The organism is Phytohabitans sp. LZ39 (genome assembly GCF_059359075.1).
This window is the reverse complement of sequence record NZ_JCADBM010000041.1, coordinates 33,277-48,426: the sequence shown is the minus strand read 5'-3', so window position 1 is coordinate 48,426 and position 15,150 is coordinate 33,277. Positions and strand designations below refer to the sequence as shown.

General features: G+C 70.6%; 11 protein-coding genes and 1 pseudogene. 6 read left to right on the top strand and 6 right to left on the bottom strand.

The features are described from left to right. Window positions 1–335: hypothetical protein (locus tag AC5L36_RS43955; protein WP_494909886.1), on the bottom strand; the 335-nt coding region annotated here is incomplete at its 3' end. Between AC5L36_RS43955 and AC5L36_RS43950 the strand changes: the two genes are divergently transcribed. Beyond that, window positions 334–1,566, top strand: coding sequence for a hypothetical protein (locus AC5L36_RS43950; protein WP_441224844.1), 1,233 nt, complete (start codon window positions 334–336; stop codon window positions 1,564–1,566). The genes AC5L36_RS43955 and AC5L36_RS43950 overlap by 2 nt on opposite strands. Before the next feature lie 71 nt (window positions 1,567–1,637). Here the strand turns inward: AC5L36_RS43950 and AC5L36_RS43945 are convergent, their stop codons facing one another. After that, window positions 1,638–2,378 (bottom strand): hypothetical protein, encoded by a 741-nt coding sequence (locus AC5L36_RS43945; protein WP_441224842.1) that lies wholly within the window; start codon window positions 2,376–2,378, stop codon window positions 1,638–1,640. Between the two features lie 452 nt (window positions 2,379–2,830). Here AC5L36_RS43945 and AC5L36_RS43940 point away from each other — a divergent pair, with 452 nt between their 5' ends. Then, the gene (locus AC5L36_RS43940; protein ID WP_441224840.1) at window positions 2,831–3,676 is read left to right on the top strand and encodes a hypothetical protein; all 846 of its coding nucleotides are present in this window, start codon (window positions 2,831–2,833) and stop codon (window positions 3,674–3,676) included. A 341-nt stretch (window positions 3,677–4,017) separates the two neighbouring features. After that, a complete protein-coding gene (locus AC5L36_RS43935; protein ID WP_441224838.1) occupies window positions 4,018–4,707 on the top strand; it encodes a RidA family protein in 690 nt (229 codons plus the stop codon). 58 nt (window positions 4,708–4,765) lie between these two features. Here the strand turns inward: AC5L36_RS43935 and AC5L36_RS43930 are convergent, their stop codons facing one another. Next, complete coding sequence (locus AC5L36_RS43930) at window positions 4,766–5,401, bottom strand: phosphotransferase (RefSeq protein WP_441224836.1); 636 nt, start codon at window positions 5,399–5,401, stop codon at window positions 4,766–4,768. Window positions 5,402–5,639: 238 nt separating this feature from the next. Between AC5L36_RS43930 and AC5L36_RS43925 the strand changes: the two are divergent. Further along, a pseudogene (locus AC5L36_RS43925) lies at window positions 5,640–6,156 on the top strand (DUF305 domain-containing protein). 110 nt (window positions 6,157–6,266) lie between these two features. Further along, window positions 6,267–8,594 carry a tetratricopeptide repeat protein gene (locus AC5L36_RS43920; protein ID WP_441224835.1) on the top strand — a complete coding sequence of 776 codons (2,328 nt, stop codon included), beginning with the start codon at window positions 6,267–6,269 and terminating at the stop codon, window positions 8,592–8,594. Here the strand turns inward: AC5L36_RS43920 and AC5L36_RS43915 are convergent. Then, complete coding sequence (locus AC5L36_RS43915) at window positions 8,579–11,818, bottom strand: S8 family peptidase (RefSeq protein ID WP_441224833.1); 3,240 nt, start codon at window positions 11,816–11,818, stop codon at window positions 8,579–8,581. The two genes, AC5L36_RS43920 and AC5L36_RS43915, sit on opposite strands and share 16 nt — an antisense overlap. Window positions 11,819–12,276: 458 nt before the next feature. After that, the gene (locus AC5L36_RS43910) at window positions 12,277–13,167 is read right to left on the bottom strand and encodes a helix-turn-helix domain-containing protein (protein ID WP_441224831.1); all 891 of its coding nucleotides are present in this window, start codon (window positions 13,165–13,167) and stop codon (window positions 12,277–12,279) included. Between the two features lie 101 nt (window positions 13,168–13,268). Between AC5L36_RS43910 and AC5L36_RS43905 the strand changes: the two genes are divergently transcribed. Then, complete coding sequence (locus tag AC5L36_RS43905) at window positions 13,269–13,967, top strand: SDR family NAD(P)-dependent oxidoreductase (protein WP_441224829.1); 699 nt, start codon at window positions 13,269–13,271, stop codon at window positions 13,965–13,967. A 276-nt stretch (window positions 13,968–14,243) separates the two neighbouring features. On the opposite strand, the gene AC5L36_RS43900 is transcribed toward AC5L36_RS43905, so the two are convergent. Further along, complete coding sequence (locus AC5L36_RS43900) at window positions 14,244–15,125, bottom strand: fructosamine kinase family protein (protein ID WP_441224852.1); 882 nt, start codon at window positions 15,123–15,125, stop codon at window positions 14,244–14,246. Window positions 15,126–15,150 lie beyond the last annotated feature (25 nt).

Below are 15,150 nucleotides of genomic sequence, written 5' to 3'. Positions count from 1 at the left end.
CTGAGCGGCGCCGGCGCCGGCTCCGCGGGCTCGGCGGGTTCCGCGCTCGTGCGGCGGCTGCTGCGGCGCCGCTCGGTACAGGCCGCGGCCGTGGGTGCGGTGGTGCTCGCTTTGGTAGCGGCGGCGCTGGCCATGCGACCGACCAGCCAGCCCACGCCGGTGGCCGAGCCGCCTCCTGGGAGCGCCACCAATCCTTCGGCTGCTCCGCCGCCCGCGCGGACGCTGCCGTCTCCGCGCGTGTCCTCGTCGCTGCCGCCCGGGGTGCTACCGCCGTCGCCGATGACGCCGCCCGCGGCGCTGCCACTGGGCACGGCCTTGCCGGGGATGGTGAGCATGGCGGCGCGGTTGGAGCCGGTCGGCACCCTGGTGCGCGGGCGGCCGGGCGTGCTCGCCCTGACGGTCGTCCACTCCGGACAGCAGGGCGGTGTGGGTGGCAGCCTGGCACTGCCGGACACCGGCCCGCTCACCGCGCGGCTGACCCTCCCTCGTGGAGTGAGCCTCCGCTCAGGACCGGCGGGCGACGGCTGGACCTGCGTTGGGACCAGCTGCCGGCGCCCGACGTTGGCCGCGGGTGGCACCACGCGCGCGTACCTGCGCGTCACCATCTCCGGCACGGCCGGCGACGATGCCCTTCAGGTGCGGCTTACCGCACCTCGCGCTGGGGCGGTGATGGCCACCGCCTCCGCTGGGGTACAGGCCAGCGGGCTCCCGGCTCTGTTCGCCGGCACGGCGCCGGCCACGCTCGAGGCCGGCGGGAACTCGCTGCTCTCCTGTGGCGGCATCTCACTCACCTGCCACGACGTCCGGGCCGGTCGGCGTATGGCCGACAACGGTGACTACAACATGACCCGGTACGCCGATCCGGCCGCACCACGCGGCTACCCGTCCGGCGCGGCGGTCAGCGGGGCAAGGATCTCCGTACCCGGCACGGTGCTCTGGGCCGGTCTCTACTGGTCCGGCACCGGCCCTGGGCCCAGCCAAGCCACCGCGCGGCTGCGGATGCCCGGATCCGACCGGTACGTCCCGGTGGCGGCCACCCGGGTGGACACCGCGTCGGGAGCCGACTTCGGGGCCGTGTACCAGGCGTCCGCCGACGTCACCTCGCTGGTGCGGCGCAGCCAAGGCGGCACGTGGTGGGTCGCGGTGGACAAGAAGGCGTTCAAAGGTGGCTACAATGCGTACGGCGGGTGGGCGCTGCTCATGGTCGCAGAGAGCCGTGGTCCACAGCGGACAGTCGCGGTCTTCGACGGCTTCACGCCACTGCCGCGCGGCCGCTCCTACACCTCTCCGCTGTGGGCTGTGCCCGGGGCCGCGAGCGTGGGGCTGGTCGCGTGGGAAGGCGACCGCGCGCTGGCCAGCGAGCGACTAACGGTCGGCGGCACGGCGGTCGGCGGCAGCAACGTAGCCGGAAGCCGGTCAGACGGCACCCCGGCGGACTGGCACACCTTCGGCACGGACGCCCGCGTGTTGCCAGCCGACCCACGCTCGGCGCTACTCGCCGCGTCGTCGACGACGGATTCATGGCTCCTCGGCCCCATCGCGCTCGTATCGGATCCCCACCTCTGATCTCCCAAGCAGCAACACCTCGGCGATACCTCAACCAACGACCTCGTCTCTGTACGTCGTCCACCGAGTCGTCAATCCTGGTCCTTTCCTGCTTGGGCGACCAGCGCGCCGGCTGCGGACAGGTCTCTGGGCAGAGGGACGAGTTGGATGCTTTTCAGGCCGGCTCGACGCAGAGTGGGGCCAGCCTCGTAGCGGACCAAGGCGACCGCCCGCTGCGGTGAGGTGCGGGCCATCGGCGCCTCAGCCGCGAAGACCGACGGCGTACGGGCGCTTGCTTCCAGAAGCAGCGTCACCGTCTCCCACTCGCTGTTGGTGGCCGGCTGCGGCGCCTCGACGACGAGCACAGCCAGCCCGTCCGGGAGCGCGTCGCGAAACAGCCCGATGAACCCGGCCCGCAGTTGCGCAGGGCTCGCGAAGTCGGCGCAGAGCATGACCCGGACTGGTGCCAGCGTTGCGGCCGCCCACGCCTGTGCCAGCGCGCGTATGGCCGGCGCTGGTGGTCGGTCTGATGAGGCCATCTGCTGGTGGAGCGTGAACACATCGGCCAGTGTCGCCCGGATGCCGTGCCCGGACTCTGCCCGCTCGCGGCCCAGTTGCGCGTACGCGGAGGTGGCCGCCCGTCCTTCGATCAGTGCCCGGGTGAGCGCGTCCACGCCCGGAACCCACCAATCCTCCAGCGCCCATCCGTTCTCGGTGGCGCCGGACCGCCATGCGCTCCGTAGCGCCTTGGCGCCCGTCTGGTATCGAATGTTCGTCCGGGCGCGTCGCTCTGCGGCCTTCGCCGAGAGCCACCGGTCGCCAGCCATCGCCATGAACCGCTCCCACGGTTAGGTGCCGAAACCTCGGACACGGGTCTCCTCATCACCAGGACAGGGCGACCGGGAGATCATGACTCCGATTCGCGAAGTTCTGTTGAACGTCCCACATGGACGGTCAAGATGCAGGTGCAAGTCGCGTCCGACTTGGGCCGATACGTGCCTCGGGTGAGCGTCGCAGGAAGTGGCTGTCCGTCACGTCCCCCTCTGCCAACGTGAAGGACGGGTCACAAGCCCGGCGCCTGGTGGGACGTTTCGCTCAGCGCAGGCGGGTCCGAGCGGGATCGGCGGTTCGAACGCCGCGTACCGGTTTGTCTGCCCCGTGTGGAGGCGCTCCTCGGCAGCACGTTCAAGCAGGCCGCGACGTGGAACCTGGAGAAATCTGTTCCGTCCGGACGCTGGCGCAGCGGCGGAGGTCAAGGCCGCGTACCAACGCAAGGTCGCCGCGCTTGCTGGCGTCATTCGTGCTGTCTCGGCTGCCCGTGTGGGAGGTCGCGCAGGCCGACACGTTCCCCGACCAGCTGAGACAGGTCCGCACGGACGATGGCGGCGCGTTGACGTCTCGGATGGGGCGCGGTGCGTTGGCGGTCGAGGTCGTCACGCAGAGCGGGCCGTTGAGCGTCGTCTCGGTGCACCTGAAGTCGAAGCTGCTCTCATTTCCTGGCCAAGCCGGCAGGACCCGGTTCAACCCGCGTGATGAGGCAGAACGTGCCCGCTACGCCGCCTACGCCTTGCACCGCCGCGCCGCGGAGGCGGTCACCGTTCGCGCTCTTGTGGACGGTCCGCTCGCTGGCGAGGGCCGGACCCGGCGGCTGGTGCTGGCCGGGGACCTCAACGACGAGGCGTCTGCCGCGACCACCCAGATCCTGCATGGCCCGCCCGGGTCCGAGTTCGACACCGTCGGGTTCGACCGAGAGGACGTCGGCGACGCGCACCGGCTGTGGAACCTGGCAGCGCGTATCCCGGACAAGGAACGCTTCAGCCGCGTTCCTGGATGGTGGTCGGATAGTGTGGCGATACGCGACGTGGGCGTGGCGAGAGTTCCGCTGTTGTGGTCCCGTGGCTACCGGTCGCGTTGGCGTGGTCTGTCTTCGCGGAGGGTACGGAGCTGTTGTTCGAGTTCGGTGACCTTCACGAAGTCCTGGAAGCGTGATCGTCGCTGCTGTTCGTCATGGCGGTGGACGGTAGCGACGAGTGCGTCTACGCCGTGGAGGGTGGCGAAACAGGCGGCGTGCATCAGCGATGCGCTGCTGGTCCGAAGATCTTCGACAAAGGGCACCCACCGGAAGTCGTGATCGGTGCTGAAGGTGGCTACCGCCGGGCCGTCGGAGGCAACGATGTCCCTGCACACCTGGCAGGCAAGGTGGTACGGGGCGACGGTCATGGCGCAGTCCACTGGTCGGTCGAGTTCCAGGACGCGGGCGTCCGCGGTGCTGGTGCTTCCGGGCAGCACGGTACGCCATCGCGGCGGACAGATCGAGAATGAGCGGCGGTGCGCGACCTGCGCATGCGAGGCAGCAACGCCCAGTGGTACCAGCGGAACTGCCGCGATCCGCTCGTCACGTGACGGCCGGTCCGATCGAGACCGGTCGGGTCGAGCAGATTGGCGATCTGATCGGGGGCCGCCGAGCCCTGCATGCCCATCCAGCTCGCCGCCCTCAGCCATGCCGGAAAGTTCGGTCTGCCCCTGGGCGCCTGGGCCGCGCGGACCGCGCTGGCGATGTTCGGGGGACATTCCGGGCGCATCGGTGTGGCCGACGACGCAGAAGCCTTCGGCAGCGACCTCGATGCCCTGTGGGCCGGTCGTGCGGCACTGGGGATTCGGTCTGGACGCCGCTGTCGCGACGGGCAGGATGGGTACCGAAGTGGGCGTGCCACACCGCGTGACGCAGGGGAGGACTGGATGGCGGACGGTTTCAACCCAAGCGGCGTCTGGGCGCCCGGCAACCGGGCGTTCTCACAGGGCGTCATCCAGGGCGACGGCGTCGTCGTCCATGTGACCGGACAGGTGGCCTGGGACGAGCACAGTGTCATCGTCGGCATGGAAGATGCCGCGGTACAGATGGAACAATCCATCGAGAACGTCCGCAGGATCCTCGCGGAAGTTGGCGGCATCCTCGACGACATCGTGTCGATGACGATCTACTTCGTGGACCGAGCGGATCTTCCTGCGATCCAACAGGTGCGGTCGCAGCACTTCACGGCCGGCACGGCGCCCACAAGCACCCTGATACAGGTGCCCGGACTCGTTGTGCCGGATCTGCTCATCGAGCTGGTGCCACTGGCCGTCGTGCCGCACAGCCGGTTCCGCCGCCCCAAGTCCTGACGCGCCCGCATGACGGCAACCGCGCCGGTTTCCCCAAAGCGACCAACATCCGGCACGCCTAAACGGTCCTCGCGCACCAGGCGGGTGGACTAGCTGCCCGACGCACGATCGTGCCGCCGAACGGGCTCGCCGGCTGCCGAATATCCGGATCACCCTCCGCGCGCGTCTGTAGAGCCGGCAGATCCCATGGGCGGTCGTCGCGCAGTGCCGCGAGCCGGCCGGCGAACGGTGCCCCGGCCTCGCGTAGCTGCTCGACCAGCTGATCCCAGCCGTGGGCGCCCACCGGTGCGGTGTACCACGGGTCCACCTGACCGCCGGCGGGGACCAACACCCAGTGGATCGCGGCCACCGCAGCGCCCACCAGGACCGGGTCCATACCCGGATCGGGCGCTTCGAGATCGACCCACTCGTACACCCGCACCTGCCGGCCGCCCACCCGGGCCAGCACGCGCCCGTCCGCGGTACGTCGCACCGCCGGCGCCGGTACGCCGGCGGTGCATGCCGCCTCCTGAAACTGGGTCGAGGCCCGCACCTGGTCCTCGCCAGACTCGTGGAACGGCACCTTCACCGCCCACCGGCCGTCCGCCGTCTCAAGCCGCCACACCTCGCCCTGCCGGCCCCGAGCGACCGGCCCGTCGGACAGCTTCCGGGCCCGGCCGAGCCCGAACCGGTCGGCCAATTCCGCAGCATCCACGACGCCCACTACAACACAACCGGCACGACCCGCGACGACGCATGCGGCTCAGACTTCATCCCGAGCGCGGAAACGCCGAACTGCGTGGCCAGCTGCGCTGATCCGGACCGACAAACCGATCGAGCGACCTCCACCAAGATCAACCCACTCATCTGCCGCACACTGCGTGCGCGGTTCAGCTGTTGAGTTCGGTGACGAGGGCGCGGAGCCAGGGTTGGGCCAGTGCGGGTTCGCGGCAATGATGATCGCCCACCACGCTCGGGCCGTGCGGGTAAATGAGACCCTGTTCAGCAAGGCCGGCGTACCGGTGCGGGTGATCGCGGTCGCCGACTACATCCGCACCGACCAGAGCAGCGAGATCACCGAAATGAACGCCTGGCGGGTCGCCCTGGGGCTCACCCGCGGTGTCACCAGACGACCCAGCCGTCACGCGGCACGGCGTAGGCCACGGCATGATGACCGAGCAGCAGATGGCTGCACTCACCGCCGCTGCCGGGCCGGCCCCGACCCGGCTCTACCTGGAGCAGATGATCGAACCCCACAACGGTGCGATCCTCATGGCCAAGGGGTACTCACCGTGGGGCGCAACGCGTATATCCGCAACCTCGCCAAGCACGTCGTCAACGAACAGGGCTCCGAGAACGACGTCATGTCCAAGCTGCTGGCAGCGCCGCCCCATCCGTGACCAAAGAGGCGGCCGCGCCGGCGGCCAGATCGGTGGAGGCTCGGCGAGTACTGCTGATGTTGCCCATTGACGATCCTGGTCCGGCACCTCAGGCTGGAGTTTCTGGGCAGATGAGCGGGAGAGCTGAGTGTCGACTGTGTGTATGCGTGGTGGCGGCCCGTCGCGACGACGGCGGCGCGGGTGAGCGGAGGGCACCGTTTCGGGCCGCTGCTGCGGCGGCACCGCGCCGATGCCGGCTTGACCATCGACGAGCTGTCGGCCGTCTCGCGGGTCAGCGTCCGTGCTATCAGCGACATGGAGCGTGGGCGCAGCCTGGTGCCACGGCAGCGTACCGTCGACGCCCTGATCGTCGCGCTCGGCCTCGCGGATGCTGCGGCGGCGGCGCTGCGTGCGGCCGCCCACGGGGGTCGTGGCGGGGCGCGTCCGGTGGCGCTCGCGCCGCCGAGAGCGGTCCGGGACTTCACCGGTCGGGAGGCCCAGCTGCGCTGGGTGAGTGACCTTGTCGCCGGCCCGCCCGGCGGGGTGGCGGTGGTGTCGGGCCCGCCCGGCACGGGCAAGACCGCGCTCGTGCTGCACGCGGCCGACCGGCACGCCGCCGCGTTTCCGGACGGTGTGCTCTTTCTCGACCTGCGTGGCCTGGACGCCGCCCCGCCCGCCCCGGCCGACCTGATGCTGCGGGTGCTCGTCGCCCTCGGGGTGAGGCAGGAGCGGGTGCAGGGCGACGCGCACGCCCGCAGCGCCCAGTACCGTGCCGCGCTGAGCTCGCGGCGCGTTCTGCTGCTGCTGGACAATGCGGCCGACGAGGCCCAGGTCCGCCCGTTGCTGCCCGGGTCCGGGACCGCGATGACCATCGTCACCAGCCGCCGCGTCCTCTCCGGCCTGGAGGCGGTGGAGCGGGTCGCGTTACCGGTCCTGACGCGGAGTGAGGCGGTCACCCTGCTGCGCCGCATCATCGGCGAGCAGCGGGCCGCGGCCGAGCCGGAGGTCGCGCTGTCCGGCCTGGCCGAAGCCTGCGGAGATCTTCCGCTGGCACTGCGGATCGCCGGCAACCGGCTGCTCAACCGTCCGGACTGGCACACCGAGTACCTGCTGCGCCGGCTCGCCGACCGGGACCGGCGGCTCGGGACGCTGGTCGCGGGCGACCTACGGATGTCGGCGCAGTTCACGCTCTCCTACCGCAGGCTGTCCGCGCCGGCCGCCGCGGCCTTCCGGAGGTTGTCCCTGGTCCCCGGTGCGGACGCGGGGCCGGAGCTGGCGGCTCAGCTCACCGGTCTCAGCGAGCCCGAGGCGGAGGCCGCGCTGGAGGAGCTGACCGAGGTCGGGCTGCTCCAGCCGGGTGCGGGCGGTCGCTACCGCTTACACGACCTGACCAAGCTGTTCGCCGGCGAGTGCCTGGTGCGGGAGGAGACCCCGCGAGAGCGCCAGCGTGCCGAAGACGGGATGGTCACCTGGCTGCTCGATACCGCGACCGCGGCGGGCCGCTGGTTCGACCCGACCTTCGCGGGCCGGGCCGCCGGCACCGCGCCACCCGGCCCGGGCGCACCCGCTTCCACCGAGGAGGCCGACCGGTGGCTGGAGCGGGAGAGCACGAACTGGCTCGGCGCGCTGCGACTGGCTTTCGCCGCCGGCTGGCACACCGAGGTGACCACAGTCGCCCATGCCATGCACTGGTATTCCGAGCGGTGGCGGCACTGGGGCTCCTGGCTCGAGGTGTTTCAGATGTCGGCGGCCTCGGCCGAGGCGCTCGGCGACCGGCGCCGCCAGGCGATCCACCTGAACTATGTGGCTTGGGCCTATACGACGTTCGCCCAGCGGCACGACCTCGCCGACGCCCCGGCGCTGGAGGCGATGCGGCTCGCCCGCGAGGTCGGTGACCTCCGGGAGCAGGGCTGGTCCTGGGTGTGCATCGGCGCCGCGGCCCGGCGGCACGGCGACGCCGCCCGGGCGCAGGAGGCGGCCCGGCAGGCGCTGCCGCTGTTCGAGGCGGTGGCGGAGTGGGACGGCTACTCCCAGGCACTCTCGCTGCTGGCCGGCAGCCTCGCCCAGGCCGGGCGGCACCGGGAAGCCATCGACGAGTACCGCCGGCTGGAGGCGCTGCTGGCCGAGCCGAGCCGCGCACCGTCCCCATTGGTCAGCGACATCACCGCCGGCCACCTGCTGTTGAACATCGGCCTCAGCCAGCTCGCGCTCGGGCGGTGGAAGCCGGCCGCGGACAGCCTCCAGGCGGCGCTGCCGCTCGTGCAGCGGTCGGGCGTCAAGCAGAGCGAGGCTCGCTGCCGGTGCGGCCTCGGCAACGCGTTGACAAGGCTGGACCGGATCGACGAGGCGCGCACCCAGCTGCGCCGGACCGTGCGGATGGCCCGGCAGGTCGGGCCCGCGGACGTGGTGGACCAGGCGCTGGCCCGGCTCGCCGAGATCGGCCCGCGCGCGGCAGCCGGCCCGGTACCCGGTGCGGGCCGGGCAGCTGCCACCCGGCCCGCACGCGCGTCCCACTACCTGACCACGTAGGCCTTGTGGACGGTGGTGGTGGCGAGGTTTCCATCCGTGTCCACCGCGGTCGCCCGCAGCGAGACGAATCCCGTCCTGGCCTTCGGATGGCGCACGGTCGAGGTGTAGGTCCCGCCGCGCTTGACCGTCGGGGCCGCCACCCAGGTGGTTCCGCCGTCGAACGACACGGAGACCGTCACCGACTTGATCCGTCCCGCGGTCGCCTGCTGGGCGACGGTCAGGGGGATGGCGATGGTGCTTCCGGCCGCGGCGTCGTTGTACAGCCCCAACTCGGGAGCGAAGCCGATCGAGGTGAGTGGCAGCTCGTTCGGCTCACCCGCCGCGGTGGTGAACGTCCAGGCCGACTCCACTCGCCGGGACAGCCGGTACGGCGCGGGCAGTTCCGCCGAGTACGTCAGCTGGTAGGTCGTCGGTTCGGCGGCCACCTCCCAGTTACCGAAGGCGCCGAACACGCCGGTGAACTCGCCCAGCAGGACGCCGTCCCGCCACAGGCCGAGGCGGTGGTTCGTCACCGGGTAGGGGTGTGCGCCGTGGCCGTCCCCGTCGGCCCAGCCCGTGAGGGTGGCCCAGATGGTGTTCTCGTAGCGGGTGACGGCAGGTGACCCGGTCACCGGGGCCATGGTGACGTTGAGGCCGGCGCCGTTCCAGCGTTCCGTGTAGGCGCGGCCCGGCCGGTAGCGGGTTTCCTCCTGCCGGAGGTCGAGCACCAACTGTCCATCTGCGACGGTCTGCTCCTGCACCGCCGAGACCCACGGCACGTGACCGGCGTAGTACTCGGTGCGCCGGGCCGGCGTCGTCACCGGCGGGAGCTGGCTGCTGTACGGATACGCGCCGGCCAGCGACGGTTCGGGGATGTTGTTGGCGCGCGACGACCGCACGGCGGTGGCGTTCCGCGCGTAGACGACGTCCACTGTGGCCAGATCCGACGGCGTCACGTGCCTGACGAAGCCCGTGACGAAGGAGCCTTCCGACCGCCAGCCCAGCTGGTAGACGTCCGGCGCGCGGCCCTCGCGGGGCTTGCCCTGGAACACCGCGTGGACCTGGGTGACAACGCCGGGCAGACCCTTGGGCCCCACGTCCGCGGTGCGCAGCGTGCCGGGATCGCCGGAGACGCCGCTGTAGGTCGGGAACCCATCGGCGGCGCGGTTGACGATCGCCGCGGCGTCATATGCGGTCGCCTGGCGGTCGGGCACCGTGATGTCGAGCGGCCGTGCCTTTCGCGCGTCGAGGACGATGTCGCGGTCCGCGGTGACGACGACCTTGTTGTTGGTAAGCAGGGTGGTGATGCCGCCCTCCTCGACGTATGCCGCGACGTGCCAGGTGCTGTTCAGGGGCGCCCGAACCGTACCGCTCGCACTGTAGGACACCGCGTCGTCGGGGGCGGACGGGTCGGGTTTGAACAGCGTCGTCATCACGGTCCGGGCCGGGCGGCCATCCCGGCCGATCACGGTGAACCGGAGGTCGGCGGCCGGCGCCTCGAGATAGACGCTGAACGGGGTCTGGAGCGTGCTGCCGCCGCCGGTGGCCTCGACGCGTCCACTGTAGAATCCGTAGGCCTGCGAGGCCGCCTCGTCCGCGACGACCGTGACGCTCGCTTCGCCACCGGCCGGCACCGTCAGCGTCGAGGCGCTGAGCGTCAGTAAGCCGGCGGGTGCGTCGCCGTCCAGCGCGAGGTCGAGGGTGAGCGGCTGGTCACCGGTGTTGCGGTAGGTCAGCTTTCGCGACGTCGGCGCCTCGGTGTGCGGCCAGCTCAGCACCCCGACACTCAGCGAGGCGGGGGAGACGGTGAGTCGCTGGTTCAGCGCCCTGCCCACATTCACCATTCCGGCGCCCTGGGCGAAGACGTCGTAGTCGGGCACCGGCACGGCGCTGGCCATCAGCGTTTCCTTTATCCGCGCGCCGTTCCAGTCAGGGTGGACCTGCGCGAGCAGGGCGGCGGAGCCGGCGACGTGCGGGCTGGCCATTGACGTGCCGGTGAGCGGCAAGTATTGCCCTTCCGGCAGGTGCGCCAGACCGCTGGGGGAGCGTGCGGCGACGATGTCGGTGCCGGGTGCCCCGATGTCGGGTTTGACGGCGTAGTCACCCACCCGCGGGCCGCGCAGCGAGCTCCAGTTGAGGCTCCCGGCCTTGTCGAAGTTGGCCACCGACAGCGCGGCGTCCGCTGTAGACGGCGAGCCGACCGGCGCCGGCTTGATGCCCAGGTTGCCCGCCGAACACACGAACAGCGTGCCGTACTCCGCGGACAGGTCGTTGATCGCCTGCTCGAGCGGGTCGACACCAGCCGCGTCGGGCCCGCCCAGGCTCATGTTGACCACCTTGGCGCCGGACTGGGCCGCCCACTGCATCGCCTCCAGGATGGCGGAGTCCGAGCAGGCGCCGCGCCCCTGGACATTCCAGCACACCTTGCCGTCGAGCAGCGTCACGCCGGGCGCCACACCCTTGTACCGCCCGCCCGAGGCGGCACCGCTGCCCGCGATGGTCGACGCCACGTGGGTACCGTGTCCGTTGAGGTCCAGCCCGGTCTCCACGTCCGGGACGAAGTTGCGCCGGGCGGTCACGCTGCCGGCGAGGTCCGGGTGGGTGTCGTCGATCCCGGTGTCGAGCACCGCTACGGTCACGCCGGTGCCGTCGAATCCGGCGCCCCAGGCCGCCGGCGCCCCGATCATAGGTACGCTGACATCCAATGTGGACTCACGTATGCCGTCGAGCCAGATCTTCCCGCCGGTCAGCGAGGCGCGGGTGGTCTGCCACGTCTTCGCGAGTTCGCCGACCGGCACCTTCGCGGCGAAGCCGTCCACCGCGGCCAGCGGTCGCACGCTGGACAGTCCGCGGACGGCGGTCGCATCCGAGATCACCAGCGGAAGGTACGGCAGCTCGTCGAAGTCGTACTCCAGCAGCGCCGTCACGTTGAACAGCCGCTCGTCCAGCCGGTCGGCCGCCAACAACGGGATCGCGTCGGAGGGTACGACGTAGTCAGCGCCGTCCCGCCGGAAGCGCGCGAAGTGCACCCCGCCGCGCGGCGTCACGGCCAGATCGTCCTTGGTGATCGAAACCCGGTCGCCGGTGAGCAGGGTGACCGTCCGGATGGGCTCCTGCCTTCCGGCTTCCGGAGCCGGCGGGGCCGGGACGGTGGACGGTTGGGCGCCAGCGGGGCCGCTGGCGATGAGCAGCGTCGCCAGCACGGCGCTGAGCGTGCCGTACGCCAGAAGACGGCGTTGTCGCATCAGGGCTCTCCAGTTCGGCGTTGATCAATCCTCCGGTTGCTCAGAGTCTGCTCATCAGCCGGTTTCGCAACCGATACCTCCGCTGTTTCGCCGGCCGCACAGACCAGGCGGCAAAATCGCGGTTCGCGCAGCTCAGCGCCGGTATCGGCGGGCAATCCTGTGATATTCGTCGCGTCCGAAGGGGCAACTTTCCGCCGGAACCGCTGCCGGTCGTTCTGCCGGTCGGCGCAGGCGGCGGGGCCGCACCTGGTCCGTCACCCGGCGCCGAGGCCGGGCATAGCGTGTCCGCCCAATCCTGCCGATCCATTGGCAAGAGCAAAGATCAACACGGTAGCGCCCTGCGGGATCGCCGATCGATCTGCGCGAGCTTCTCGGTGGCGCCCGGCTACTACGGACTGCTGTGTGTTGTATCGGGCTTCTGCGAATTCCTTGATTCCGGGTCCGCTCGAACTCCGGCGCTACGCGGAACGGTTGGCGTGTTCGCGTGACCTGCGCGCGGGGTCGGGGACGCCGGACAGGAAGGCCAGCCGCAGTTTGGTCTCGTCCTCGGTATCGGGGGCCGCGGTAAGGATCACGATCTTGAGTTCTGCGTCGCCGTCGGTCATGACGTCACAATCAACCGCGATCGGCCCTACCGTCGGGTGCTCGACGATCTTGTGGTCTTCGCGGTGTGCACCGACCGCGCCTGCGGTCCACAGTTCGGCGAAGCGGTGGTTGCCCGCGGTGAGTACCCGGATCAGGTTGGTCAAGCGGGTGTTGTTCGGGAAGCGTCCGGTGGCGCGGCGCAAGTCAGCCACGACGGCGGCCTCAACTGTGTCGCGCGCGAGCGAGGTCACCGGCCACTGCGACAGCCGTGGACCGTCGCCATCGATCGGGAAGCTGTCACGGGCGAAGTTGCGAAGCGCCCGCGGCGTTGATGACGGGTCGCCAAGAAGCGCCGCCCAGCCACGGTTCCACCAGATCAGCTGCCAATCCGCGGCGAAGACCGCGACGGCAGCGTCACCGAGTCGGTGGAGAACGCGGTGGATGCCGGGCGGGATGTGGTCGGAGATCTCCCCGTCGGTGGGAGGGACAAGCCGGGCCAGCCGAAACAGATGATCGCGTTCTGCGATGCGAAGTTGCAGGGCACGAGCGAGTGCGGCGACCACCTGTGCCGAGGGGGTGGTGAACCGTCCCTGCTCCAGGCGTACGACGTAGTCGACCGAGATCCCGGCGAGCTCGGCAAGCTCCTCCCGGCGCAGGCCCTTCGCTCGGCGCGCGCGCCCGCTTGGCAGCCCCACGGCTGCTGGGGAGACGCGGTCGCGCCAAGCGCGCAGAGTCGCACCAAGCTCCGTGGCGTGAGTGGCCATACGACGATTGTCTCGCGCGGCCAGCTGCCGAGGGTGGTAACCGTTTTCCTACCGTCGCGCCTTCCCTGGCACACGTCGCGGCGCGGGCGAACGATGGGCGCATGACGATCACCTTTATCACCGGGGCCAACAAGGGCCTGGGCTACGAGACCGCCCGTCGCCTCATCGAACATGGCCACACCGTGCTAGTCGGCGCTCGCGATGCGAAAGCCGGCGCTGCGGCGGCCAAGAAACTCGGCGCCCGCTTCGTCCAGATCGACGTCACCGACGACGAGTCGGTCGCGGCGGCGGCAGCCGACGTCGAGCAGCACGAACGTGCCATAGACGTGTTGATCAACAACGCTGGCGTTCACGGCCCGCACGGTGACCCGAGCGGCTTGACGGGCGCCGACATCATGACCGTGCTGGACGTCAATCTCGTCGGCGTGGTGCGAACCACCACGGCGTTCCTCCCGCTCCTACGACGCTCGGCCGACCCGGTCATCATCAACGTCAGCAGCTCGATGGGATCTCTCGCCGCCACGCACGATCCGTCGCGACCCGAGTCCCGGGTGATCGCCCCCGCCTACACCTCCTCCAAAGCGGCGCTCACCATGCTGACGACCCAGTACGCCAAGGCGCTGACCGACATCCGCATCAACGGGGCCGACCCGGGTTACACAGCGACCGATCTCAACGGCAACACCGGCCCGCAAACCGTCACCGAAGGCACCGACGTCGTCGTCGACCTTGCCACCGAAGGACCGGGACACCACTCCGGGCGTTTCGTCGACCGTGCCGGTGAGATCAAGTGGTCTTGAACCGCTAATCGCCGGTGGGCGCGTCTGCGGGCAGCGCCCCCTGTCGGCCGACGTGACCCCTCGACGCCGCCCGGACACTCTCCAGCGGATGACTGAAGAGATCGTTCGCAATCGCACGTCTTGGCCATGCGTCAACGGACGCCTGACCGACATCCGCATCTGCCGCGATCCGAGCGCCCACCTACGGCCGGCGGGGCGCGCGGTCGTAGCCGATGTGAGTGAGGGTGACCTAGCGAATGCCCTGAGGCAAGCCGCGATCAACCGTCGGGCCTCTGGTCAGGTTCGTGTCCGGAATGGGGCAAGGGTGGCACGGATCTGGCCGCCCGCGCCCCAGTCGTCGTCGAACTGGGCCAGCACCGCGAGGTGTTGTCGCAGTTGGACAATCGGCATGCGGGCCCGCCAGTCGCTATCGAGGCAGGTCAGTTCTGCATAGACCTCGAAGAACGGTTGCGCCTCGGGCGGGGGCGAGGTGGACCACACATGGGCGAGGTCGACCTCGGCCCACATGTAGGACACCGCCGGGTCGATCAGCGCGGGCTGCCCGTCCGAAGTGGCCAGGACGTTCTGTGCCCACAGGTCGCCGTGCGTCAGGCATGCCGGCCGGTCCGGCAGCAGGTCGGGCAGCCGGTGACACAGCCGCTCCAGCGCCGCCCGGTCTGCGTGGTCGAGTGCCGCCTCAACGCGGGGCTCCCCGAGCCATCGAAGCAGCCGGTGCTGGGCGAAGAACGCAAAGCCGTCGTCGTTCCAAGGGTTGGTCTGCCGGCGGCGGCCCAGCCAGTTGTCGCGGTGCCATCCGAAGCGAGGATGGATCGTGCTCATGTGCAGGCGAGCGAGCGCGTGCGCGAACTGCTCCCAGAAGGCTTCGCTGCGCGGCCTCGGCCGCAGCACCGACAACACAAGCAGTTCTCGGCCCGCCAGGATCACCTCGGGTGTCGCCATGCCGCCGAGCTCGCGCAGGGCGGCCAGCCCTTCGGCCTCCGCGACGAAGGCGTCGTCGGCCGGCGAGTCGGTGAAGGCCTTGACGAACACCGGCGGCGCGTCCCGGCGGGTGGCTATGCCCGCGAGCGCCGCGAGTCCACCCGTCGCCGGCTCCACTGTGATGACATCGCGCATCCCAGCCCGGAGCAAGCACTCCAGCAGGAACGTTGCCGAGCGCATCACGACAGGCTCCTCCTTGTCCGGG